Annotated in this window: 25 protein-coding genes; 14 read left to right on the top strand and 11 right to left on the bottom strand. The window is 64.8% G+C overall.

The genetic code is table 11. The annotated features are described in order from the left end of the window. Window positions 1-36: 36 nt before the first annotated feature. The 3 genes from ACWGTO_RS15255 to ACWGTO_RS15245 are packed head-to-tail and all read right to left on the bottom strand — an operon-like array spanning window position 37 to window position 5,757. On the bottom strand, window positions 37-3,315 hold the full coding sequence (locus ACWGTO_RS15255) for an error-prone DNA polymerase (protein WP_454575648.1): 3,279 nt from the start codon (window positions 3,313-3,315) through the stop codon (window positions 37-39). Further along, window positions 3,312-4,784, bottom strand: a complete 1,473-nt coding sequence (locus tag ACWGTO_RS15250; RefSeq protein ID WP_454575647.1) for a DUF6504 family protein — start codon at window positions 4,782-4,784, stop codon at window positions 3,312-3,314. The genes ACWGTO_RS15255 and ACWGTO_RS15250 overlap by 4 nt, the downstream gene beginning before the upstream one ends. Continuing rightward, complete coding sequence (locus ACWGTO_RS15245; RefSeq protein ID WP_454575646.1) at window positions 4,726-5,757, bottom strand: ImuA family protein; 1,032 nt, start codon at window positions 5,755-5,757, stop codon at window positions 4,726-4,728. Before ACWGTO_RS15245 ends, ACWGTO_RS15250 begins: the two co-directional genes overlap by 59 nt. A 182-nt stretch (window positions 5,758-5,939) precedes the next feature. Here ACWGTO_RS15245 and ACWGTO_RS15240 point away from each other — a divergent pair, with 182 nt between their 5' ends. The 3 genes from ACWGTO_RS15240 to ACWGTO_RS15230 all read left to right on the top strand — a co-directional run bounded on the left by ACWGTO_RS15240 (window position 5,940) and on the right by ACWGTO_RS15230 (window position 7,057). After that, window positions 5,940-6,362, top strand: coding sequence for a metallopeptidase family protein (locus ACWGTO_RS15240; RefSeq protein WP_454575645.1), 423 nt, complete (start codon window positions 5,940-5,942; stop codon window positions 6,360-6,362). A gap of 84 nt (window positions 6,363-6,446) precedes the next feature. Then, entirely contained in the window at window positions 6,447-6,764 is a 318-nt protein-coding gene (locus ACWGTO_RS15235; protein WP_454575644.1) for a type II toxin-antitoxin system RelE/ParE family toxin, read from the top strand. An 11-nt stretch (window positions 6,765-6,775) separates the two neighbouring features. Beyond that, window positions 6,776-7,057, top strand: coding sequence for a helix-turn-helix domain-containing protein (locus ACWGTO_RS15230; RefSeq protein ID WP_454575643.1), 282 nt, complete (start codon window positions 6,776-6,778; stop codon window positions 7,055-7,057). A gap of 6 nt (window positions 7,058-7,063) precedes the next feature. On the opposite strand, the gene ACWGTO_RS15225 is transcribed toward ACWGTO_RS15230, so the two are convergent. Both ACWGTO_RS15225 and ACWGTO_RS15220 read right to left on the bottom strand, forming a co-directional pair. Further along, complete coding sequence (locus tag ACWGTO_RS15225) at window positions 7,064-7,270, bottom strand: DUF1737 domain-containing protein (protein ID WP_454575642.1); 207 nt, start codon at window positions 7,268-7,270, stop codon at window positions 7,064-7,066. Window positions 7,271-7,335: 65 nt separating this feature from the next. After that, window positions 7,336-8,217 (bottom strand): HpcH/HpaI aldolase/citrate lyase family protein, encoded by an 882-nt coding sequence (locus ACWGTO_RS15220; protein WP_454575641.1) that lies wholly within the window; start codon window positions 8,215-8,217, stop codon window positions 7,336-7,338. 505 nt (window positions 8,218-8,722) lie between these two features. Between ACWGTO_RS15220 and ACWGTO_RS15215 the strand changes: the two genes are divergently transcribed. From ACWGTO_RS15215 to ACWGTO_RS15200, 4 genes are read left to right on the top strand one after another with little or no spacing between them, the layout of a single operon-like run. Continuing rightward, window positions 8,723-10,249 (top strand): DUF4153 domain-containing protein, encoded by a 1,527-nt coding sequence (locus tag ACWGTO_RS15215; protein ID WP_454575640.1) that lies wholly within the window; start codon window positions 8,723-8,725, stop codon window positions 10,247-10,249. 4 nt (window positions 10,250-10,253) lie between these two features. Beyond that, window positions 10,254-10,946, top strand: coding sequence for a response regulator (locus ACWGTO_RS15210; protein ID WP_454575639.1), 693 nt, complete (start codon window positions 10,254-10,256; stop codon window positions 10,944-10,946). Beyond that, window positions 10,934-12,529, top strand: a complete 1,596-nt coding sequence (locus tag ACWGTO_RS15205; RefSeq protein ID WP_454575638.1) for a sensor histidine kinase — start codon at window positions 10,934-10,936, stop codon at window positions 12,527-12,529. The genes ACWGTO_RS15210 and ACWGTO_RS15205 overlap by 13 nt, the downstream gene beginning before the upstream one ends. A gap of 23 nt (window positions 12,530-12,552) precedes the next feature. Continuing rightward, window positions 12,553-13,719, top strand: coding sequence for an NAD(P)/FAD-dependent oxidoreductase (locus ACWGTO_RS15200; protein ID WP_454575637.1), 1,167 nt, complete (start codon window positions 12,553-12,555; stop codon window positions 13,717-13,719). 72 nt (window positions 13,720-13,791) lie between these two features. On the opposite strand, the gene ACWGTO_RS15195 is transcribed toward ACWGTO_RS15200, so the two are convergent. The 4 genes from ACWGTO_RS15195 to ACWGTO_RS15180 all read right to left on the bottom strand — a co-directional run bounded on the left by ACWGTO_RS15195 (window position 13,792) and on the right by ACWGTO_RS15180 (window position 15,607). Continuing rightward, on the bottom strand, window positions 13,792-14,286 hold the full coding sequence (locus tag ACWGTO_RS15195) for an SRPBCC family protein (protein ID WP_454575636.1): 495 nt from the start codon (window positions 14,284-14,286) through the stop codon (window positions 13,792-13,794). Window positions 14,287-14,327: 41 nt separating this feature from the next. Then, entirely contained in the window at window positions 14,328-14,777 is a 450-nt protein-coding gene (locus ACWGTO_RS15190) for an SRPBCC family protein (protein WP_454575635.1), read from the bottom strand. Next, window positions 14,774-15,088, bottom strand: a complete 315-nt coding sequence (locus ACWGTO_RS15185; RefSeq protein WP_454575785.1) for an ArsR/SmtB family transcription factor — start codon at window positions 15,086-15,088, stop codon at window positions 14,774-14,776. Before ACWGTO_RS15185 ends, ACWGTO_RS15190 begins: the two co-directional genes overlap by 4 nt. A gap of 93 nt (window positions 15,089-15,181) precedes the next feature. After that, window positions 15,182-15,607: a GNAT family N-acetyltransferase gene (locus ACWGTO_RS15180; RefSeq protein ID WP_454575634.1), complete on the bottom strand. Its 426-nt coding sequence runs from the start codon at window positions 15,605-15,607 to the stop codon at window positions 15,182-15,184. Window positions 15,608-15,768: 161 nt separating this feature from the next. On the opposite strand from ACWGTO_RS15180, the gene leuD reads away from it, so the two are divergent. From leuD to ACWGTO_RS15150, 6 genes are all read left to right on the top strand, one after another. Beyond that, window positions 15,769-16,374, top strand: a complete 606-nt coding sequence (leuD, locus tag ACWGTO_RS15175) for a 3-isopropylmalate dehydratase small subunit (RefSeq protein ID WP_454575633.1) — start codon at window positions 15,769-15,771, stop codon at window positions 16,372-16,374. 70 nt (window positions 16,375-16,444) lie between these two features. Further along, window positions 16,445-17,392, top strand: a complete 948-nt coding sequence (locus ACWGTO_RS15170; protein ID WP_454575632.1) for a hypothetical protein — start codon at window positions 16,445-16,447, stop codon at window positions 17,390-17,392. A 296-nt stretch (window positions 17,393-17,688) separates the two neighbouring features. Then, the gene (locus ACWGTO_RS15165; RefSeq protein ID WP_454575631.1) at window positions 17,689-18,072 is read left to right on the top strand and encodes a RidA family protein; all 384 of its coding nucleotides are present in this window, start codon (window positions 17,689-17,691) and stop codon (window positions 18,070-18,072) included. A 10-nt stretch (window positions 18,073-18,082) separates the two neighbouring features. Next, the gene (locus ACWGTO_RS15160; RefSeq protein ID WP_454575630.1) at window positions 18,083-18,433 is read left to right on the top strand and encodes a VOC family protein; all 351 of its coding nucleotides are present in this window, start codon (window positions 18,083-18,085) and stop codon (window positions 18,431-18,433) included. 80 nt (window positions 18,434-18,513) lie between these two features. After that, complete coding sequence (leuB, locus tag ACWGTO_RS15155; protein ID WP_454575629.1) at window positions 18,514-19,617, top strand: 3-isopropylmalate dehydrogenase; 1,104 nt, start codon at window positions 18,514-18,516, stop codon at window positions 19,615-19,617. Beyond that, window positions 19,610-20,101, top strand: coding sequence for an N-acetyltransferase family protein (locus ACWGTO_RS15150; protein ID WP_454575628.1), 492 nt, complete (start codon window positions 19,610-19,612; stop codon window positions 20,099-20,101). Before leuB ends, ACWGTO_RS15150 begins: the two co-directional genes overlap by 8 nt. Here the strand turns inward: ACWGTO_RS15150 and ACWGTO_RS15145 are convergent. Next, window positions 20,098-20,808 carry a DUF805 domain-containing protein gene (locus tag ACWGTO_RS15145; protein ID WP_454575627.1) on the bottom strand — a complete coding sequence of 237 codons (711 nt, stop codon included), beginning with the start codon at window positions 20,806-20,808 and terminating at the stop codon, window positions 20,098-20,100. The two genes, ACWGTO_RS15150 and ACWGTO_RS15145, sit on opposite strands and share 4 nt — an antisense overlap. 270 nt (window positions 20,809-21,078) lie before the next feature. Further along, window positions 21,079-22,908, bottom strand: coding sequence for a DEAD/DEAH box helicase (locus ACWGTO_RS15140; RefSeq protein ID WP_454575626.1), 1,830 nt, complete (start codon window positions 22,906-22,908; stop codon window positions 21,079-21,081). A 190-nt stretch (window positions 22,909-23,098) separates the two neighbouring features. Here ACWGTO_RS15140 and ACWGTO_RS15135 point away from each other — a divergent pair, with 190 nt between their 5' ends. Continuing rightward, complete coding sequence (locus ACWGTO_RS15135) at window positions 23,099-23,221, top strand: hypothetical protein (protein WP_454575625.1); 123 nt, start codon at window positions 23,099-23,101, stop codon at window positions 23,219-23,221. The last annotated feature ends 84 nt before the right edge of the window (window positions 23,222-23,305 follow it).

The following is a 23,305-nucleotide window of genomic DNA, read 5'->3' as shown; positions in this document are numbered from 1 at the left end:
AGCACCCCTCCCTTCGATGGGCGTCTCCGCACAGCCCTACTGGAAATTGCGGCCCTTGGGCATGACCCTCTCTGCTTTGTCCGAGAGTGCCGCAATGTCCGGACGGGCCGGCACAGCCGGCGTCATCTCTTCCAACAGCACAGTCAGCCACGGCGTCAAATCCTCGATCTTTTCGGCGACGATGTGGATGACATCCGATTCCGACTGCAGCTTGCCGGTGACCTTGACGAAGCGGGCGCCCATGACGATGGGGCGGAAGCGGGTAAACGTCCTTTCCCAGAAAATGACGTTGGCGACGGCCTTGTCGTCCTCCAGGGTTAGGAAGATCGCATTGCCCTTGCCGGGCCGCTGGCGCACCAGCACCAGACCAGCGACGGAAACCCGCCGGCCATCGCGAACCGAGCCAAGGTTGGCGTTGGGGATGACGCCGGCGCGGTCGAGCCGCTCGCGCAGGAAGGCGACCGGATGCGCCTTTAAGGACAGGCCGAGCGCGCGGTAATCGTGGATGACATGTTCGCCGAGGGGCATTGTCGGCAGTTTCGTCGCGGGCTCGAGCTCGCGCAGGCGGATTGCCGGCTGGTCGAACAGCGGCAGCCTTTCGGCCGCACTCTTGCCGTCCAGCGCGCGCACCGCCCACAAGGCTTCGCGACGATCAAGGCCGAGCGAGCGGAAGGCGTCGGCCTGGGCCAGCCTTTCGATGTCGTCGACATCGAGGCCCGAGCGCAGCCAGACATCCCGCACGGATTCGTAGCCCGAACCGCGTCGCGCCACAAAAGCCTCCATGCGCTCCTTGGAAAGCCCCTTGATCTGCCTGAAGCCGAGCCGAACGGCGTGCCTTGTCTCGATCACACCGCGCATCTGGGCATGGCGTGGGAGGATGCGGCGGGGATCGAAGTCGTCTTCCTCCAGCGTGCAGTCCCAGACGGAGAAATTGACGTCGGCGTCGCGGATGTCGACGCCATGGTCGCGCGCGTCGCGAACCAGCTGGGCCGGCTGGTAAAACCCCATAGGCTGTGAGTTCAGGATCGCAGTGCAGAACACGTCGGGATAAAAAGTCTTGAACCAGCAGGAGGCGTAGACGAGCAGCGCGAAGGAGGCGGCATGGCTTTCGGGAAAGCCGTATTCGCCGAAGCCTTCGATCTGCTTGAAGCATCGCTCGGCGAAGTCCTTGGTGTATCCCTTGCCGACCATGCCGTCGATCATGCGTTGGCGGTAATTGCCGATGGTGCCGGTACGCTTGAAGGTGGCCATGGCGCGGCGCAATTCGTCGGCTTCGCCCGGCTTGAAACCGCCGGCGACGATGGCGATCTTCATCGCCTGCTCCTGAAACAGCGGTACGCCCAGCGTCTTCTTGAGGATCGCCTCCAACTCCGGCTTTTGATACTCGGCCTTTTCCTTGCCTTGCCGGCGCCGCAGATAGGGATGAACCATGTCGCCCTGGATCGGGCCCGGCCGCACGATCGCCACCTCGATGACAAGGTCGTAGAAGTCCTTTGGCTTGAGCCTTGGCAGCATCGACATCTGGGCGCGCGATTCGATCTGGAAGACGCCGAGCGTATCGGCGCGGCAGATCATGTCGTAGACATGCCTGTCCTCAGGCGGGAGGCTGCCCAGCACATAGGGCCTGCCATACTCATCGCGCGCATCCGGATAATGCTCGGTGAGCAAGGTGAAGGCGCGTTTCAGGCAGGTCAGCATGCCGAGCGCCAGCACGTCGACCTTCAAAATCTTGACCGCGTCGAGATCGTCCTTGTCCCATTCGACCATCTTGCGGGCCTCCATCGCCGTCTTGACGATGGGCACGATCTCGTCGAGCCGGTCCCTGGTGATGACGAAGCCGCCGACATGCTGCGACAAATGCCGGGGAAAGCCCATGATCTCGTTGGCGTGGGCAAGTACATGCCGGGTCGAGGTTTCGCTGCGGTCGAGGCCGCCGGCATGCGCCTCCTTCTCGCCGAGCTCCGAGGTCGACCAGCCCCAGATCGAGCTGGAGAGCGCTGTGCGGACATCGTCCGACAGGCCCATGGCCTTGGCCACTTCGCGCAATGCCGAGCGGCCGCGATAGCTGATGACGGCGGCGGCCAGCGCGGTGCGCTTGGCGCTGTATTTCGAATAGATGTACTGGATCACCTCCTCGCGCCGCTCATGCTCGAAGTCGACGTCGATGTCGGGCGGCTCGTTGCGCTCCTCGGAAATGAACCGCTCGAACAGCGTGTCGATGCGCTCAGGGCCGACCTCGGTGATGCCGATGCAGAAGCAGACGATCGAATTGGCGGCCGAGCCTCTGCCCTGGCACAGAATGCCCTCGTTGCGGGCGAACTGGACGATGTCGTAAACGGTCAGGAAATAGCGCGCATAGTTCAGGCGCTCGATCAGAGCGAGCTCTTCATCGATGCGCTGCGAGACGGAAGCGGGGACGCCCGCCGGATAGCGCGTGGCGGCCCCCTCCCTGGCCAGACGCTCAAGCTCGGCCTGCGGCCCGAGGCCCGATTGCGTCGGCTCGTCGGGATAATTGTACTGGAGATCGCCAAGCGAGAAGGTCAGCTCTCCGGCGAAGCGCAGCGTCTCGGCCAGCGCCTGCGGATGACGGCGGAAGAGACGGGCCATTTCCAGCGGCGGCTTCAGATGGCGCTCGGCATTGGCCGTCAGCTCCAGCCCGACCTCGGCGACCGGCACATTGAGGCGGATGGCGGTGAGCACGTCCTGCAGCGAGCGTCGTTCGGTGCTGTGATAGAGCACATCGTTGGTCGCCATCAGCGGCACGCCGGCGGCGTCGGCCATGGCGGCCGCCTGCTCGATACGGAAGCGGTCATGGCCGCGATAATCCGGCGCCACGCCAAGCCGCAGATTTGCGCCGAAACGATCCTTCAGCTGACGGATCAATGCCAGGGGATCATCCGCATTCGCCGAGAGATCGGGCAGCACCGCAAGCGACAGCAGGTCGCCCCATTCGAGCAGGTCGCCGCGCTGGAGAAGGGTCGCGCCCTTCTCGTTTTCGTCGCGCAGATTGGCCTGCGTCAGCATGCGGCAGAGATGGCCCCAACCCTTGCGGTTCTGCGGATAGGCGAGAATATCCGGCGTACCGTCGCCGAACACCAGCCGGCAGCCGGGGTGGTAGGCGAGCTTCTCGACCTTGGCCTGCTGCCAGGCGCGCACGACGCCGGCCACGGTGTTGCGGTCGGCAAGCCCGATCGAGGAAAAGCCGAGGAATTTGGCGGCGACAACCAGCTCCTCCGGCTTGGAGGCGCCGCGCAGGAAGGAGAAATTCGACTGGATGCCGAACTCGGCATAGGGGATGACGGTCAGCGCGTTCATGCGAACACCCCGTGCATGAACCAGCGCGGCGAAGGCTGGCCGGCGCCGTAGAGCCCCTGGCGGTAGAGCCAGTAGCGTCGGCCGTCACTGTCCTCGATGCGGAAATAGTCGCGGGTCGGTGCGTCTTCCTCGTCCTTCTGCCACCATTCCGGCGCGATGCGCTCCGGCCCTTCGGCGCGGGCGACCCGGTAGAGCGCGCGGCGCCAGCGGAAATTCATCGGCGGGCCCTCCGGCATTTCGGTCGCCGGCACCTCGATCGGCTCGGGCGACCGGAACAGCCGGATCGGCCGCTCCGGCGGGAAGATGGTTGCGGGCGGCGCGTCTTTCCGGTCCGGCCCTTTCGGCGGCGTGGTCCGCTGCGGCGCCTCCGAGAAGGGGATGGTGGCGACGGCGCGCTCCGGCAAATGGCTTTCGACGGCGACCGCTTTCAGCACCGCAGCGTCGCCGAGCCGGGCGCGGATCCGGTCGGCAAACAGCGCGATGTCGGCGCCGTCGTCCTCGATCTCGCCGGTCAAATCGGCCTGCTGCATGTCGAAGGCGGCGGCCGCCAGCACCGAAAGCCGCACCAGGTCGAAACCGTAGCCGGCATCGATGTCCTGCTCGAGCGCTGTCAGCCGCTCGTGGAACAGGCGCTGGATCAGCTTCGGTTCGCGCAAGGGCCGTGACGTACCGACACTGAGCCGGCTGACAGCGCCGTCGACGCGAAACAAAAGCAGCGCCAGCATCCGGGCGCCCTCGCCGCGGCGCTCGAGGTCGATCTTCAGCGTCACCGCCAGCATTTCCACCAGCCGTTCGATCTCGGCGGTCAGCACGACCGGCTCGGCGAGGTGGCGTTCGACCGAAAGCGGCGCCACCGGCAGGCGCGGCGACACCGCCTCGTCGAGGCGGCCGAGCGCCTGGTCGAGACGCAGCAGCAAGGTCGCACCGAAGCGGCGGGCAAGCGGCGCGCGCGGTGCGGCCATGACGGCGCCCGCGGTGCGCAGGCCGACACTTTCCAGGCTGGCGCGGATATCAGGCTCGATGCGCAAAGCGGCCAGCGGCAAAGGGGCAAGCAGCGCTTCCTCTTCACCTGAGGGAACGATGCGGTCGCCGCAGAAGCGCGCCGCCGCCCAGGCCGCGCCCGGCGTTGCGGCCAGCCCGGCGCGGACGTCGAAACCCTGCTGGAAAAAGCGTGTGAGGATGTCGTCCAGCATGGCGCGTTCGCCGCCGAACAGATGCGTGCAGCCGGTGACGTCGAGATAAAGCCCGTCGGCGCCGTCGAGCGCCACCAGTGGCGTGTAGCGGTCGCACCAGTCGGCGAGGCCTTCGAGCAGCCGGCGGTCGGCCTCCGGGTCGGCCTCGACGATGTCGATCGAGGGATGCATGGCGCGCGCGTCGGCAATGCCCATGCCGCGCTTCAGGTGCAGCGCCTCAGCCCGCTCGTCGAGGGCCGAAATGCGCTGGGCGTTGCGGTCGCGATGGCTGATCACCAGTGGCAGATGATCCGATGGCCGGGAACGCCACGACCGTCCCAGGCGCTGGCGCAGGATCCGTTCCGCCCCGAGATGCGGGAACCACAGCGACAGAATTCTCTGGCCGTTCAGCCCGTCTTTCTTCGAAACTGTGTTCATCGGGGTTCCACTCCAGTGTGAATTGTCCGGGCAGGGCGGTGCGGCTCTTGCCGATGCTGACGGTGAAGGCGGGGCGGCCGATCGAGCCGGCGAGCGGCCCGGCGATGGTCCGGCGGCTTGCAGCCGCTGCGGACGACACGATGAGGCGCACCGCGGCGGCGGTCGGTTCGGCCTCGCCGGCCTGGCGCAACAGGAACACCGGCCGGCCGGCGCTTTGCGCACGCGCATGCAGCCGGCGCGTCGCGGTGAGGTCGAGACGCTGCGGGCTGCCGCGGATTTCGAGGATGATTGCGGCGAGCGCGGTCATCTTCGCGGCCTCCTCGGCCACCCACAGCGCATCGGTGAGTTTCGGCGCTTCGGAAAACAGCAATTGCTCCGGCGCGATGCCGAACATGCCCTGCAATCCCCTGGCATAGGGAAAGCCGGCCTCGCGAAAAATCTCCGACGTGCCGATCCACAGCACCGGCAGGTTCTGCCCCCTGAGGATCAGGCTGACCAGCGACAGCACAAAGCCGGCGACGGCCCCGGCATTGCGGGTCTCAAGGCCGTGGATTTCGGTCAGGGCGGCTTTCGGCAGGCCGCCGCTCAGCGCTGCATCGAGGCGCTCGACGCCGGTGGGCAGGAAGGCATCCGGCGAAGCCACGGCAAGGCCGCGCCGGATGATGGTGACATCGGCATTAGGTTCGGGCGCACCGTCGATAGCGCTGTCAGCGCGCGCACGAGGTCGCTCGCCAGCCGGCCCGGCCAGGCGCTCGGGCAGCGTTCCCTCGATCTTCGCGATCTGGCGGCGCAGGGCAAAAACAGTCTCCCGCGCCACGGCTGATGTCGCCATGACGGTCAGTTTCTCGCACAATTGTTCCTGTTATGTTCCTATAGATTCCAGAGGGTGCCGGAAGAGTCAAGCGGAGTCATGGGGAATTTATTCCTGTCTCCAAACCAGGAGGATAGGCGGCGGCCGTGCTCATTTGCCGATTCCCGAGGGAAAGCCTATATGCCGGGATCAAAGGACGAAGCATGGCCCGCATCTACAAGACCCGCACGTGGCACGACGAACTCTCGCCCTCGATCGAGGAGATGGAGTTTCTGGCACTGGAGGCCTATGCGCATCTGCCGAACGATTTTCGCAAGCTGACCGGCGAGATCGTCATCGTGATCGCCGAGTTCCCGACCGACGAGATCATGGACGATCTGTCGCTGGAGACGCCGTTCGACCTGCTCGGTCTGTTCGAGGGCCGTGGCATAGCCGAGCGCTGGAACCCGCAGACCGGCGAAGGCCCGAATCGCATCACGCTGTACCGCCGCGCCATCCTCGACTACTGGGCCGAGAACGAAGAAACGCTGGGCGACATCGTCACCCACGTGCTGATCCACGAGATCGGTCACCATTTCGGCCTGTCGGACGATGATATGGAGAAGATCGAAGAGGCGGTGGAGTAGGGCTGGGTGTGCTCCGCTCCGGTTCTCGCACTGGCCCTTTGCCACCGTCTTGTAAAATTATACAAGTTTTGATATAAGACTCACATGCCGACGAAGCGACTGGAGTTTCTTGGAGATTCTCTTGCTCAGCTTCGGGCCTTTCCGGAAGCGGCGCGCAAAGAAACGGGCGTTCAGTTGCATAAGGTCCAGCTCGGATTTGAGCCAAGCGACTGGAAGCCGATGACGACGATAGGTCCTGGTGTGCGGGAAATCCGCGTTCGAGACGAAGCCGGCGCGTTCCGGGTACTTTACGTGGCGAGCATGGGCGATGCCGTCTATGTGCTGCACGCCTTCCAGAAGAAGACGCAGCAGACGGCGAAACGAGACCTTGATCTCGCCGCCTCACGGCTCAGGCAGATCTAGCGGAGGTGACGATGGAACGTCAGAGTTTTGAAAATGTATGGGACGCGCTGGAAGACACTGCGGCTGAGTCCGCGAACATGACGATGCGCTCCAACTTGCTGATCGCGATTGAACAGCGGGTGCGGAGCTGGGACGTTACCCAGGCCGAGGCGGCCACCCGGCTTGGGATTACCCAGCCGCGCCTTAGCGACCTTCTGCGGGGCAGAATCACGAATTTCAGCCTGGACACCTTGATCAACCTGGCGGCACTGGCTGGGCTTACCGTGCGCCTTGATATCGCTGACGCGGCTTAGCAGCGTCTACCAGTCGCTCAGCTTCGTATCCGGCCCGTATTCCTGGCCGTCGACGTCCTTCACCACCGCCTGGCCACAGCGCATCGACTTGGTCTTCTTGTCGTAGGCGTAGGTCGGCGAGCCGAACAGGTGCCAGCCCTTGTTCAGCGCCGCCGTCACCTTGTGGCAGAAGCTGGAATCGTCCGGGGCGGACAGAAAGCGATAGAGTTTCATGGGTCAGGTCCTGTCGTGAATTCTGTACTTGTTGCTGTGTGATCTTCCGAAGCCGGCTTAGGCAATCATGCGCCGATGGCGGCGGCCTTCGCCAGCAATTTTTCGGCCTGTGCCAAATGCAGCCGCTCGACCATCCTGCCATCCAGCGCAATCACGCCCTTGCCGGCATTTTCCTGCAAGGCGAAGGCTTCCTTCACCGCACGCGCCTCGGCCAGGGCTTCGGGCGCGGGTGCGAAGGCGCGGTTGGCGGCGTCGATCTGGGCCGGGTGGATCAGCGTCTTGCCGTCGAACCCCATGGCGGCGGCCTCCATGCATTCGCGCGCGAACGCGTCGAGGTCGCGAAAATCATTGGATACGCCGTCGAGAATGTCGATGCCGCCGGCCCGCGCCGCCAGCACCATCTGCATCAGCCAAGGCACGAGGTAGCGCCGGTCGGGCGTCGCCAGAATGCCGGTCTCCTTGACCAAATCGTTCGTTCCGGCAACGAAACAATTGAGGCGCGAGGCCGGATCGCGGCCGAGTTCGGCGATGGCGCCGATGTTGAGCATGGCCTTAGGCGTCTCGATCATCGCCCAGAGTTTGACGCTGTCAGGGGCAAAATTGTCGTCGAGCACGTCGCCGACTTCGAGGATGTCGCGCGGCGTGGCGACCTTGGACAACAGGATGCCATCCGGCTCGAATCTTGCCGTGGCCAGCAGGTCGTCGTTGCCCCAATCGCTGGACAGCGCGTTGACCCGCACGATCATTTCGCAGCGCCGTTCCGGCCGGCTGGCGAAAATGCCGGCCAGTTTTTCCCGGGCCGCGACCTTGTCGGCGGGGGCGACGGCGTCTTCGAGATCGATGATCACGGCATCGCAGGCCAGCGTCGCGATTTTCGCCAGCGCCTTGTCGTTGGAGGCTGGGACGTAGAGCACCGAGCGGCGCGGGCGGTAGGGTTCGCTTGTCATGCCCGATCTATGGCGGCTGTCGGCGGGTGAGGCAAGGGTAGAGGCAATAGCATATGGCAGCGCCAGCCCCCTCTCCGGCCGCTACGCGGCCACCTCTCCCCCACTTTGTGGGGGCGAGGAAACGCCAGTCACCGAGGCGCGGCCAATCAAAACTTGGGTTCCTCGCCCCCACGGATGTGGGGGAGAGGTGGCTCGGCGAAGCCGAGACGGAGAGGGGGAGCGCCGGAAGCTTCCGTCAAAGCATCGCTTCTACCTGCACAAAAACTGCACGGTTCTGCGGAAAACCTCCTCCGCTCTGCCCCGCCGGCTCCCTGCCGACCAGCGACAAGGGCGGCATGCAAAAGCAAAACACCCTCCGTCTGCCCTACAGGCTGCGCAGCGAAAGCTGGTGGTTGGTCGACCCGCCCCGGCCAGAGGCAAGCCATCGCCCTGAGGCAAGCCTGCTCCCTTTTATCCGCAGGCATCCGCCGGTCGGTCGCGTCCAGCCCATCAGGAAGATCCGCGCATGACATCGTTCGTCAGCTTTTGCAGCCGCTTCGGCATCGCCGTCCTGCTCGTCGCGCTGGCGGATTTTTTCTTCTATGACCAGCCTGCCGGCATCACTGTTCTCTTGTTCGCCATCGTGACGGCCGGCGCGGTCGTCGCCGTGCATCCCGCTGCCCTCAATCCCCCCATGCCGTGGCTCAGGCCGACCGCCCTGTTCGTCGCGCTGCTGCCGCTGGCTGAAAATGTCAGCCCGCTGTCGGTCTCGATCGCGCTCGTTGCCATGGTGGTGTTTGCGCTGTCGCTGGCCGGGCGGCTGCGGCGCCGCATCGCCGGTGTTGCCCGCCAGATCGCCTTGTTTCTCCTGGCCGTGCCGCTGCGCTTCATCAGCGATTTCATCCGCTGGCGCAAAACGGCGCGGCGGTTCGGCCGGCGCCGGATCCGGGTTGCTTCCATCGCGGTCTGGGTCATGCCGCTGACGCTGGGCGCGGTCTTCCTGGCGCTGTTCGGCGCCGCCAATCCGGTCATCGATTACTGGCTGTCGCTGATCGACCTGATGAAACTCATCGATCTCATCCAACTGGCGCGGATCGTCTTCTGGCTAGTCGTGCTCGCCGGCGTGTGGGCTTTGCTGCGCCCGCGCGTGCCACGCTTCCTGCCTCATATCCGGCGGCCAGGCAATGGTCTTGCCGGCACCCAACCAGCGACCAAAGCGCAGCGGCATGTCGTCGAGGACATCGTCTTCGGCAAGGGCGCCATCCTGCGCGCGCTGCTCGTCTTCAACGCGCTGTTTGCGCTGCAGACCGGGCTCGACGCCGCCTATCTCTGGGGTGGGGTCGCCCTTCCCGACGGCATGAGCTACGCCGCCTATGCGCATCGTGGCGCCTATCCGCTGATCGCAACCGCGCTGCTTGCCGCCGGCTTCGTGCTGGCGGCGCTGCGGCCGGGCAGCGAAACCTCGGGCGATCCGCTGATCCGCCGGCTGGTCTATGCCTGGGTGGCGCAGGACATAGTGCTGGTCATCTCGTCGATCCTGCGGCTCGATCTCTATATCGGCGTCTATGCGCTGACTTACTGGCGGATCGCGGCTTTCGTCTGGATGGGGCTGGTGGCATCAGGTCTTGCGCTGATCATCGCCCGCATCGCGCTCGGAAAATCCAACGAATGGCTGCTCTCCGCCAATCTTCTGACGCTATCGGCAACGCTTTATGCCTGCTGCTTCATCAACTTCGCAGCTGTGATCGCAAACTTCAATGTCGACCACTCCCTGGAAATGTCCGGTTCCGGCACGCCGCTTGATGCCGAATACCTACGCTCGTTCGGCGCTGTCGCCATGCCGGCGCTGGACCGCTACTACATGCACAAATTCGGGAACCAAACCACCTATCTGGCCGACCAGGTGATGATCGACGACTATATCGCCGAGCAGAAGAAATGGCGCGCCTGGAGCTTTCGCGGCTGGCGGTTGGCACAGGTTCTCGACAAGAGAGGCCCGCTCGTGCTTCCTCCGGCACAGCAACCTTCGCAACCTTCCATGCCGGACCGCTAGACCCATGCCGCATCTCATCCTCGTCGCCGACGACGATCCGCATATCCGCGAGATCATCTGCTTTGCGCTGGAAAAGGCCGGGATGAAGACGCAGGCCGTGTCCGACGGCGCCGCCGCCCTGCAGGCGATCGAGCGTCGCGAGCCCGACCTCGTTGTGCTCGACATCGGCATGCCGGAGATGGACGGGCTGGAGGTCTGCCGGCGGCTCAGGCAACGGTCCGACGTGCCGGTACTGTTCCTGTCGGCGCGTGACGAGGAGATCGACCGCATCCTCGGACTCGAAATGGGCGGCGACGACTACGTGACCAAGCCGTTCAGCCCGCGCGAACTGGTGGCGCGCGTCAATGTCATCCTGCGCCGCGCCCGCGCCGTACCGGAACCGGCCGATGAACGAAGCTTCGCGCATGGCAAGCTCAGCCTGGTGCCGGCCAGTCACGGCGCCAGCTTCGACGGCAAGGCACTGGCGCTGACGGCGATCGAATTCTCGATCCTGAAGGGATTTCTGGCGCGTCCGGCGCATGTGCTGGGCCGCGACCTGGTGGTGGCCAGCGCCTATGCCGCCAACATCCATGTCGCCGACCGCACCGTCGACAGCCATATCCGCAACATCCGCGCCAAGCTCGCGGCGGCCGGCTGCCTCGACGCCATCGAAACCGTGCATGGTGTCGGTTTTCGGCTCGGCCGATGCGGCGCCTGAGCGACGCCAAATGGATCGGCACCAAATGGCGGCCAAGGCTGGCCACGGTGGTTCTTGCCATCCTCATCATGGTGCTGGCGCTGCCGCTGGTCGGGCTGTTCTTCTTCCGGCTTTATGAAAACCAGCTGATCCGCCAGACCGAGGGCGAGCTGATCGCTCAAGGCGCCGTCATCGCCGCCATCTATGCACAGGATGTCCGCGACGCCGGCATTTCCCCGGACAAGCTCGGCGCGCCGGTTGAAGCAGAGAGCGACGATGCCAGCCGCAGCGACGACTCACCCTACCAGCCGATCGAGCCTAGCCTCGACCTCGCCTCCGACTATCTGCTGCCGACCCGGCCCGCCGGCGTCGCTGCCGCCGCCGATCCGGTCTTTGCGGCGATCGGCGCGCGGCTGTCTGGAATTCTCGACGCAACGCAGAAAACCACGCTGGCCGGCTTCCGGCTGCTCGACCCCAAGGGCGTGGTCATTGCCGGGCGCGATGAGGTCGGCCTGTCGCTCGGCGGCGTCGAGGAGGTGCGCGAGGCCCTTGCCGGCCGCTATGCCAGCGCGCTCAGGCAAAGGATCCCCGACCAGCCGCCGCCGCCGCTCTACTCGGTCAGCCGCGGCACGAAGGTCCGCGTGTTTGTCGCCATGCCAATCGCAGTCGACGGTCATGTGGCCGGCGTGATCTATCTGTCGCGGACGCCGAACAACATCGTCAAACATCTCTATGGCGAGCGCGGCAAGGTCACACTTGCGGCCATCGCCATGCTCTTCGGCACGCTGCTGATCGCGCTGGTGTTCCTGCGCACGGTCAGCCGGCCGATCTATGCGCTGATGGAGCGGACAAGGCGTATTGCCGCCGGCGATCGCGACGCCATCCGGCCGCTCGACCATCACGGCACGCGCGAAATGGCGGAATTGTCCGCCGCCTTCCTCGACATGGCCGAAAAGCTGCAGGCGCGTTCCGACAGCATCCAGACCTTCGCCACCCACGTCTCGCATGAGCTCAAATCGCCGCTGACGGCGATCCAGGGTGCAGCCGAGCTGCTGCGCGATTCCGACGATGCGATGGACGCGGCCGAGCGCAAGCGGTTCTCCGGCAACATCGTCAACGATGCCGGGCGCCTCAATCTCTTGGTACGGCGCCTGCTCGATCTTGCGCGGGCCGAAAACCTGGCGCCGAGCGGCGAAAGCACCTCGCTCGATGGGGCGCTCGCGCTGCTGCCGGTGGACGGCCGGCTGGCGGTCAAAGTCGAGGCCGGCGGCGCCCTAGGCTTGCGCATCTCGGCCGAGAATGCGGCCATCGTGCTTGCCAATTTGATCGACAATTCGGCGAGGCACGGCGCGACGCAGGTCTTGCTGGCGGCGGCCGGCGCGGACGGCAAGGCAACCATTGCGGTCAGCGACGACGGCGCCGGCATTTCACCGAGCAACAGGGCTCGCATTTTCGAGCCATTCTTCACCACGCGGCGCGAATCCGGCGGCACCGGCATGGGCCTCGGCATCGTGCTGGCCCTCCTGAAAGCGCATGATGGCACGATCAGGCTGGTTGACTCCGGACGCGGCACGCGCTTCGAGATTTCCTTGCCGGCCGCGTAAAGGCCGCTGGATTGGAGAACAGAGTGCGCTACGACATCGTCATCATCGGCGGAGCCATCGTCGGCTCCTCGGTCGCCTACTATCTGCGCGAGGAGGGATTCACCGGCTCGATCGCGCTGATCGAGCGCGATCCGCAATTCGCCCATGCGGCGACGACGCTGTCCATGGCCTCGATCCGTCAGCAATTCTCGATTCCGGAAAACATCCGCCTGTCGCAATTCACACTGGGGCTATTTCGGCGACTGAAGGAGGAATTCGGCACCGATGCCGATATCGGTTTTCGCGAGGGCGGCTATCTGATCCTGGCCGGCGACGCCGGGCTGCCGATCCTGAAAGCCAACCACAAAGCACAGGTCGCCGAGGGCGCCGACATTCTGCTCGAGGACGCCGACCAGCTGGCGAAGCGCTTTTCCTGGCTGTCGACGGAAGGCATCAGCGCCGGCGCCTTCGGTCGCACCGGCGAGGGGTGGTTCGACGCGCATGCCATGCTGACGCTGTTCCGCAAGGCGCTGCGCGACAGACAAATCGATTTCATCGCCGCCGATGTCACCGGTATCGAGCGGCAGGGCAACCGCGTCACCGGCGTGAGCCTCGACAATGGCGAAAAGATCGAAGCCGGCATCGTCGTCAATGCCGCCGGCCCAAACGCCGGCAAGGTCGCCGCTCTTGCCGGGCTGGCGCTGCCGGTCGAACCGCGCAAGCGCAATGTCTTCGTCTTCGAGGCACGTGAGAAATATGCCGACATGCCGCTGCTGGTCGATCCCTCCGGCATCTATGTCCGGCCGGAAGGCTCGGTCTATCTCACCGGCGGCGCCGAGCCAGAAGAAGGCGACGGCCCCGCCGACCCCCGGGATTTTGATGTCGACTGGCCGCTGTTCGAAGAAGTGATCTGGCCGACACTGGCGACGCGCATCCCCGCCTTCGAGGCGATCAAGGCGACACGCGCCTGGGCCGGCCATTACGACTACAACACGCTCGACCAGAACGCCGTCATCGGCCCGCATCCCGAGGTATCGAATTTCTTCTTCGCCAACGGATTTTCAGGCCACGGCCTGCAACAGGCGCCGGCAGTCGGCAAGGCGCTGGCGGAGCTGCTGGTGCATGGCGGTTACCGGACGGTGGATTGCTCGGCGTTCGGGTACAGCCGCGTGGCCGAGGGGCGGGCGTTCCGGGAATTGAATGTGATTTGAGGCGGGCAGAATAGAGCCGTTCTGTCGAGTTCTCGCCCACCCTCCGACATCTCTTCGGTTTCTCCATGCTGCCTAAGCCGCTACCCGCCTGCCATCGCCGAAACGCCCCTGCAGCCAACCCAGCGCGCGCGCCCAGCCTTCCGCATGCTCGGCCGCCGCTTCGGCGAAACCGGCAAAGCCGCCGTGGCAGATGGTGAGGCGCGTGCCGGTGGCGATGGGCTCCAGCAAGTAGGCAACGGTCGTCTCATGCCGGCCGAGCGTCGGGTGGTCCCAATCATACGCCCGCGTCTGCACGATCCGGCGCGGCGCTTCGATCTCCAGGAATTCGCCGCCGGCAGGAAGGCGCCTGCCGTCGGCGGTCCGTACGATGACGCTCCAGCGGCCGCCAACGCGGAGGTCGGCTGTCCAGCCGGTCATCTGGTAGGTCTCTGCCGAACCCCACCAGCGCTCGACCTCGTCGGTGACAAGAGCCGCAAGCACTTGCTCCATACGGGCCAAGATCTCGGCTGACGCCATGATCGTCTCGCAATTCGCCATGGCCTGCGGCGAGGAGTGTTGGAATAGCATTTTCCGCTCCACGAAAGATTGTTCCGCTACCGAAACGACTTTCAAGCCGCTTTAGACGGCGGGCGCTCAAAACCCTTGCCGGTCTCGAGCAGGCTCTTCAGGCTGGCCAGCACCAGCGGCCAGCCCTTGGCGACGTTCGGGATCAGCCTGTGCGGGCCGTCGGCCTCATGGGTGACGGCAAGCTTCATCAACTCGCCGTCCTGCTCTATTGCGAAGGTGCAGCGCGTGTAGCCGTCTTGCTTCACCTCGGGCAGCCATTCATTGCGCCATTTGATCACCAGGCGCCTGGGCGGGTCGATCTCGAGGATCTCGCCGCTGTCGGCAATGCTGCCATCGGGGAAGATCAGCTTCCAGCTGGAGCCGACCTTCCACTCGCTCTCCTGATAGGAGCAGAGAAAAAACTGCCGGTTGAATTCCGCATCGGTCAGCGCCTCCCAGAGCTTCTCGGGCGTGGTGCGGATGTAGGTCACATAGACGAAGGCGTTGGTCATGGCTCTTCCCTTTCAAGACGTTCCTTCAAATCGCTGAGGGCGTTCAGTCGCCCTCGTTCGAACTTGCCGATCCAGCGTTCGGCGATCTCGTTGATCGGAACGGGGTTGAGGTAGTGCTCCTTCTCTCGGCCCCGGCGGACGGTGGAGACGAGGTTCGCCTCCTCCAGGATCGCCAGGTGCTTGGTCACCGCTTGGCGCGTCATCTCCATTTCTCCGCACAGCGCGTTCAGTGTCTGCCCGTTCCTGGCATGGAGGCTGTCCAGCAATTGCCGGCGTGTCGGGTCGGCCAGTGCGCGAAAGACTGCATCCATGCTCATGCACATTAATATGCAACCATTTGGTTGCCTGTCAAGCGGCCGCATTCAGTTGAGAGGATCACTGCTTCGTGAGATGGTGGCCGCGGTTCAGCCCTTGCGGCCGAACCAGAATGCGTCCGACATGCGTTTCATGCCGATGCGTTCATAGAAGCCGACGGCGTCGGGCATCGAGATCAGGCTGATGGCGACCGATGGCCCGAGCTGCCGGCGCGCCTCATCCATCAGGCCCTTGCCGATGCCAAGGCCTTGCGCCGATTGCGACACCGCCAGCTCGGAGATGTAGCACACCCAGGAAAAATCCGTGATGGCTCTGAGAACGCCGATCAGCGGCCTGTCTTCAAGATCCAGCCGCGCGGTCAGCACAAGATTTGCGCCCGACAGCATCGCCCGCAGCCGGTCGTCGTCATCGACGGGGCGCGTCTCGCCAAGCGTGGATTCGACCAGCACGCGGCGGAACTCGGCGACGTCGAGCTCCGGCTCGCTGGCATAGATTGTCTTCGATTGTGTGGTCATGAGAGCAAGGTGCACCAGCAGCGGCCGGTTTTGAAGCCGGTTTCGAAGATGGTGCCGCGCCGATCCTCCAGGCACGCACGAACAGTTGCCTTTTATTTGCCAGCGCCTTTGTGTAAACGGTGCGTCAGCAATCTCCCGCAACAAGAATACGGGCAAAAGCCATGGACAAATTCACCAAGCTCACCGGCGTCGCCGCCCCCATGCCGATCGTCAATGTCGACACCGACATGATCATCCCGAAGGATTATCTCAAGACGATCAAGCGCACCGGGCTCGGCAGCGGTCTGTTCGCCGAAATGCGCTACTTGGATGACGGTTCGGAAAACCCCGACTTCGTGCTCAACAAGCCGGCCTACCGCAAGGCGCAGATCCTGGTCGCCGGCGACAATTTCGGCTGCGGCTCGAGCCGTGAACACGCGCCATGGGCGCTGCTCGATTTCGGCATTCGCTGCGTCATCTCGACCTCGTTCGCCGACATTTTCTACAACAACTGCTTCAAGAACGGCATTTTGCCGATCACCGTCAGCCCGGAAGATCTGGACAAGCTGATGGACGACGCCTCGCGCGGTTCGAACGCGACGCTGTCGGTCGACCTCGAAGCCAAGGAAATCCGCGGTCCGGACGGCGGCGTGGTCACGTTCGACCTCGACGACTTCAAGCGCCACTGCCTCCTGAACGGCCTCGACGACATCGGCCTGACCATGGAAAAGGCCAGCGCCATCGACTCCTTCGAGAAGAAGAACGCCGCTGAGCGCCCCTGGGCCTGACAAGTACGATCTAAGACGATAGCCCGGCGTTCGCAGGCCGGGCTCGTGGCGGCTGAACGGAGGGACAGTCATGACACGTTCGCTTCTTGCCGGCGCCTGCGCGCTGGCGTGGATGCTGATGCCGGTGGCGGGCTTTGCGCAAACGCAGACGCCGGCCGCCACCGCCCAGAAGCCGGCGACAGACCAGCCGGCGGCCGATCAGGGGGCGACCGACCAGGGCGCGCAGGGCAGCGATGATGCGGCGGCCCCCGACGATGACAGCCAGGCGCCTATTCCGTTCGAAGGTGGGCAGCTGACCATCACCCAGCAGGAAGAGTATGGCGAGAAGGTGCTGGCCTATGACGGCAAGCAGCTGGCCAGCAATTACGACGTGTTTTTCGACAAGGTCGTCAAGATCGGTGGTGTCAACGTTGCCCTGGTCGATGTCGGCGATGGCGGCAACCAGTGCGGCCCGGCCACGGTCATCGTCTGGAAGCCGGAAGGCGGCGAGATCCAGAGCCTTACGGTCGAGCAGGACGAATGCGGCGCGCCGCCGGCGGCGGTCGCCGACAACGCCATCTATTTCGTGCCCTATCTGTTGCCGGGCGATACGAAGCAGGCGCTGCAATGGTCACCCACCGAAGGGCTGACGATCTCGGGCGATCTGACCTACGCGCCGGAGCCGGGTACCGACTGGAAGGACATCGACCCGTCCAAGTACCAGAACATCATCGACGCCTTCCACAATGAGGCCGTCTACAAGGCGGCGAAGGCGCTGCTTGGCGACAGCATGCCCGACATGGCGACCAGCCTGCTGGTCGGCGGCGGCACCGAAAAGACGGCGTCCGGCGCCTTCTACGCCACCGGGTGCGTACCGCACGCCTGCGGCAGCAATGACGGCTTCATGGCGGTCGACCCGGTCAAGCACACGCTCTATTTCGCCCGCCGCGGCGACGATGGCGAGCCGCAGGCCTGGCCTGACGTGAAGACCTGGCCGTCGGATGTGAAGGAAGCGATGGACAAGGTGCAGGGGAACTAGGGTTTCGCGACTGGCAGCGGAAGGACCGCTACGCCACGATCCTTCCCGCCCCCCTCTGCCCTGCCGGGCATCTCCCCCGCAAGGGGGGAGATCAGCCGTCACGACTGCCTTCGCCAATCAACCCGCAAAGAATAGCTGCGGCGCAGAAGCTGCCAATCTCCCTCCTTGCGGGGGAGATGGCCGGCAGGCCAGAGGGGGGTGCTGTCCCGCCGCCGTCCAAGATTTGCACCTGAGTTGGCCCATGGCCTACTCGGCCCTTTCCCTGCAAAGTGTCCGCAACCATCAGCGAGGCCTCCATGCGCAAACTCATCTCCACCGGTTCGCCCTTCGAAAAGACGGCCGGCTATTCGCGCGCGGTGGTGCAGGGCGATTGGTGTTTCGTCTCGGGAACGACCGGCTACGACTATGCGACCATGACCATGCCGGAGACGGTCGAGGCCCAGACGCGCAATTGTCTGGCCACCATCGCCAAGGCTCTGGCCGATGGCGGCTTCGAGATGGCAGATGTGGTACGGGCACATTACTACATCACCGACCAGGCTTTCGTGGACGTGGTCTTCCCGATCCTCGGTGAGACGTTCGGCGACATCCGCCCGGCGGCGACGATGATCGTCTGCCAGCTCAACAAGCCGGAAATGAAGATCGAGATCGAAGTCACGGCGCTGCGGCGCACCGCCTGAGGTCAAAGCCATGACGGTCCGGCGCATCGTAGCCAATATCGGGACACCGGACGCGGCAGCGGCGAAGCGCTTCTACCAGGATGTGCTTGGCCTCGACGTGCTGATGGATCAGGGCTGGATCGTCACCTACGGGTCTGACGAGCGGATGCAGGTGCAGGTCAGCTTCATGGCCCAGGGCGGCTCCGGCACGCCGGTGCCGGATCTGTCGATCGAAGTGGACGATGTCGATGCTATGCTCGACGCCATGAAGGCCGCCGGTTTCGCGATCGAATACGGTCCGGCCGACGAGCCCTGGGGCGTGAGGCGCTTCTATGTGCGCGACCCGTTCGGCAGATTGGTGAATATTCTCTCGCATCGGTGACCGCGCTTCCAGGCTTGCGCGCCGCCCGCTTGGCGTTTAGCAAGGCCGCGGTTTCTCCAAACAGTATCGGGACGGTTCTGATGGCTTCGAAAAATCTTCTCCTGCTCGCCGGCGACGGCATCGGCCCCGAGGCGATGGCCGAGGTGAAGAAGCTGATTGCGGCCATGAACGCCAAACTCGGCAGCGGCTTTGCCACCGATGAGGGCCTGGTCGGCGGCTGCGCCTACGATGCGCATGGCGCGGCGATTTCGGATGCCGACATGGAGAAGGCGATGGCGGCGGATGCCGTGCTGTTCGGCGCCGTCGGCGGCCCGAAATGGGACAAGGTGCCTTACGAGGTGCGCCCCGAGGCGGGTCTCTTGCGGCTGCGCAAGGACATGGAGCTGTTCGCCAATCTGCGCCCCGCCATCTGTTATCCGGCGCTCGCCGCATCCTCCTCGCTCAAGCAGGAAGTGGTCGAAGGCCTCGACATCCTCATCGTGCGTGAACTGACCGGCGGTGTCTATTTCGGCGAGCCGAAACAGATCATCGATCTCGGCAACGGCCAGAAGCGCGGCATCGACACCCAGGTCTACGACACGTTCGAGATCGAGCGCATTTCGGGCGTCGCCTTCGAGCTGGCACGCACCCGCAAGAACCACGTCACGTCGATGGAAAAGCGCAACGTCATGAAGTCGGGCGTGCTGTGGAACGAGGTTGTCACCCAGACCCACAAGGCCCGATATGCCGACGTCAAGCTCGACCACATGCTGGCCGATGCCGGCGGCATGCAGCTGGTGCGCTGGCCAAAGCAGTTCGACGTCATCGTCACCGACAATCTGTTCGGCGACATGCTGTCCGATATCGCCGCCATGCTGACGGGCTCGATCGGCATGCTGCCGTCGGCCTCGCTCGGCGCGCCCGATGTGAAGACCAAGAAGCGCAAGGCGCTCTATGAGCCGGTGCATGGCTCGGCGCCCGACATTGCGGGACAGGGTATCGCCAACCCGATCGCCATGATCGCCTCCTTTGCCATGTGCCTGCGCTATTCGTTCGGCATGGTCGATGAGGCCGACAAGCTCGAAGCCGCGATCGCCGCGGTGCTCGATGACGGCCTGCGCACCAAGGACATTTTCTCCGAGGGCATGACCGAGGTCGGCACGGTCGCGATGGGCGATGCCATCGTTGCCAAGTTCCTTGGCTGATCCGGCGGCGGTCGACGTCCGCTGGGCGACGACCGACGACGCCGAAGCGCTTGCCACTGTGCTTTGCGAGATGGCGGCGCACTATCGGCAGGCGTCGCTCGATCACGGCCGGGCTGCGGCCACGGCACGAAAATGGCTCGGCGACGAAAGCCCGGCCTATCCGCACTTTGCGCTCGCCTTCGCCGGCGGCAAGGTTGCGGGGCTGGCCTCGGTGGCGATCGCGCATCCCGGCATCGACCTCGAACGGCTGATGTTCCTGAAGGACCTGTTCGTGCGTGAGAATGCCCGCAACGCCGGCGCCGGCCGGGCACTGCTCGGCTTTCTCGCCGGCCATTGCCTCCGGGAAGGCATCGGCCGCGTCGATCTCACCACCGAGGACTGGAACGAGGGCGCGCTGCGCTTCTACGACCGGCTCGGCGCCGAACGGCATGGCCAGAAGGTGTTTCTCAGACTGTCGGGCGAAGCGCTGAAAAGAATTCGCTAAACCCTGACACCCTGCGGCACAGGGCCCCACTGGTTTTCGTGGCCCTGGGTCGGGATCAGCCCGAACACGATGATGGCCAGCGTGCCGAAGGTTGGCACGAGAATCAGCAGGACCAGCCAGCCGGTGAGGCCGATATCGTGCAGCCGGCGGACAATCAGTCCCAGCCAGGGCAGGAACGTCGCCAGCACAAACAGGCCCCAAACGCCGACGGTCACGATCGGCCCGTTGCCGTCATTGAAATTGCCGATCGTCTGGTCGGCGAGGGCGCCGACAAGGCCGACAAGGATGAAGCCGACGGTCCAGAACAGGCAGTAGGCCCAGAATTCCTTTCGGCGGGCGCGCTCGGCGAAGTTGATGTAGTTGCGCGTCACGCCGAGCCAGAAATAGCCCGGCATTCCGCTATCGTGAACCGCGCCGTCTTCGGCCAGGCGCCCGAAATGCTGCGGCTGCGGCGCGGCCGAAGCGGCGGGTTTGGGCGGCGCGGCGCTTGCAGCGGCAGCTGCGGTCGCCGGACCGGCGGCCTGGGCGCGGATCGAAAAAACATCGCGCGCCTGGCCGCTTGCCGGCAGGAACTCGACCACGGCGCCCTTGGCGATCACCACACCGCGGCGCAGATCCTCGCGTGCAAAGGTGTAACGGTTGCCGTCCGCCCCGGTGATGAAACCGAAGCCCTGGGCCTCGTCATAATGAAGAACTTCGCCCTGCATCCGCCTCACCCCCGTGTTGGCACAGACTGTTCAAAGTTGGAGAGGATCGCAAGGGGTGGGCGCGAGCACCCGCTGTCGAGTTCCTTCACACCCCCCTCTGTCCTGCCGGACATCTCCCCCGTAAGGGGGGAGATTAGATGTTGCGAAGGCCTTCGCTAATCTCCAACGTTGAAGAGCAGCGCCGAGGCCGAAGCCCGATCTCCCTCCTTGCGGGGGAGATGGCCGGCAGGCCAGAGGGGGGTGCTGTCCCTCCAGCGTTTCCAAAAAATCCTACTCCGGCCGTTTCTTCTGCTTCTTGTTCTTCGGCGGCCCAGCCTTGTCGAATTTTGGCCTGCCGGCCCACGGCTTGGCATCGCCGGCGGGGCGCTTCTCGAATTTCGGCTTGTGCGCGCTTTGGGGCGCCTCGAACGGCCGCTTGCCGCGATGTGGCTTCTTGTCCGGCTTCGGCGGCTGGTAGCCGGCGCGCGACAAATCGGGTGTGCCGTCCAGGCGTTTCACCGCAATGTTGCCCTGCAATTTCTTGTCGGGGCCAATGGCGGCGAGGAAACGGTCGGCCCAGTCGGCCGCGATCTGCACGTAGGTTTCCTCCGGCTGCATCTTGATGGAGCCGATCTCGCGCTTGGAGATATTGCCGGTGCGGCACAGCATCGGGATCAGCCAGCGCGGCTCGGCATTCTGCCGCCGCCCCACCGACAGCGAGAACCAGACGCTGGCGCCGAAATCGTCGCGGCGGCTTGGCGCCTCGTCGCGGGACGCAGACTTTTCGCCCTTTTCACGCGACGGCGTGAACGCGGCGACCTCCATCAAGTCTTCGGGGGCCGAGCGGCTGGCGCGACATTGACGCACGAAGGCAGCCGCCACCTGTTCGGCGCCGTGTTTGGCCAGAAGCGCATCGATGAAGCCGCGCTCGTCATCGCCCACCGGCTCTTCGAAGGCCGGATCGGCCAGGATGCGCTCGTCGTCGCGCCGGATGACGTCGTCGGCCGAAGGCGGGCTCGCCCATGTCGCCGTCAGCTTGGCACTTTGAAGCAGCCGTTCGGTGCGCCGGCGGGCGCTGTTCGGCACGATCAGCGCGCTGACGCCCTTGCGCCCGGCGCGGCCGGTTCGCCCACTGCGGTGCAGCAGCGTTTCGGGATTGGTCGGCAGATCGGCATGGATCACCAGTTCGAGATTCGGCAGGTCGATGCCGCGCGCGGCGACGTCCGTTGCGATGCAGACCTTGGCGCGGCCGTCGCGCATCGCCTGCAGCGCATGGCTGCGCTCGTTCTGGCTGAGTTCGCCTGACAGCGCCACGACCGAAAAATTGCGGTTGTTGAAGCGTGCCGTGAGATGGTTGACGGCGGCGCGGGTGTTGCAGAATACCAGCGCGTTCTTCGCCTCGTAGAAGCGCAGCACATTGATGATGGCGTTCTCGCGGTCGGGGAAGGCAACGTTCAGCGCCCGGTATTCGATGTCGAGATGCTGCTTTTCCTCGCCGCCGGCCGAAATGCGCACGGCATCGCGCTGATAGCCCTGCGCCAGCGTTGCGATCGAGCGCGGCACGGTGGCCGAAAACATCAGCGTGCGGCGCTGGGCGGGTGCGGCGTCGAGGATGAATTCGAGGTCCTCGCGAAAGCCGAGATCGAGCATCTCGTCGGCTTCGTCGAGCACCACGGCCCTCAGCGCCGACATGTCGAGCGAGTTGCGGGTGATGTGGTCGCGCAGGCGGCCGGGCGTGCCGACGACGATATGCGCGCCACGCTCCAGCACGCGTCGCTCGGAGCGCATATCCATGCCGCCGACACAGGAGGCGACCGTCGCGCCGGTCGGCGCGTAGAGCCATTGCAGCTCGCGCATCACCTGCAAGGCGAGTTCGCGCGTCGGCGCCACGGCCAATGCCAAAGGTATGCCAGCCTGGCCAAAGCGCTCGGCGCCTTCCAGCAGCGTGGGCGCCAGAGCGAGGCCGAAGGCGACGGTCTTGCCGGAGCCGGTCTGCGCCGACACCAGCGCATCGGCGTCGCCAAGTTCCAGCACGGCCTTCTGCACCGGCGTCAGCTCGACATAGCCACGTTTTTCCAGCGCCTCTGCCAGCGCAGGAACGATACCTTCGAAATTGGACATGTTACTCTTTCGGAATTCGAGGCCTGGGCTCATCGTGGAGCACATGCCGGGGCTGACGCCACGCCAGCCAGACAGTATTTTGGCGTTCGTACTTCTTGCGGCCCCTATTGTACAGAGCAAGCGGCGCCTCGCCGCAATTGACTCCTGATGCAAACCGCGTAAAAGCCGGCATCGAACGGGATCATTTTCGATGCGCGGCCTCTTGATGGCTTTTCTTGCATTCGACTTCCCCGGCCACGATCTGGCCGGGCGCGTCGGCGCGTCCCCTCGTTCCAGCAAAAATATGGCCAAAACCACCACCAAAACGGTGTGATTCCCTTGGCCTAACCACCCTCTCCCGGGTCCGGCCCGGGGGACGAAACCCGCATTGGCCGGCGGGTTTTCTCCAAAAACCAAG

The organism is Mesorhizobium sp. PL10 (assembly GCF_053714315.1).
Note: the sequence above shows the minus strand (reverse complement) of the source record. Positions and strands in the feature narration are given on the sequence as shown.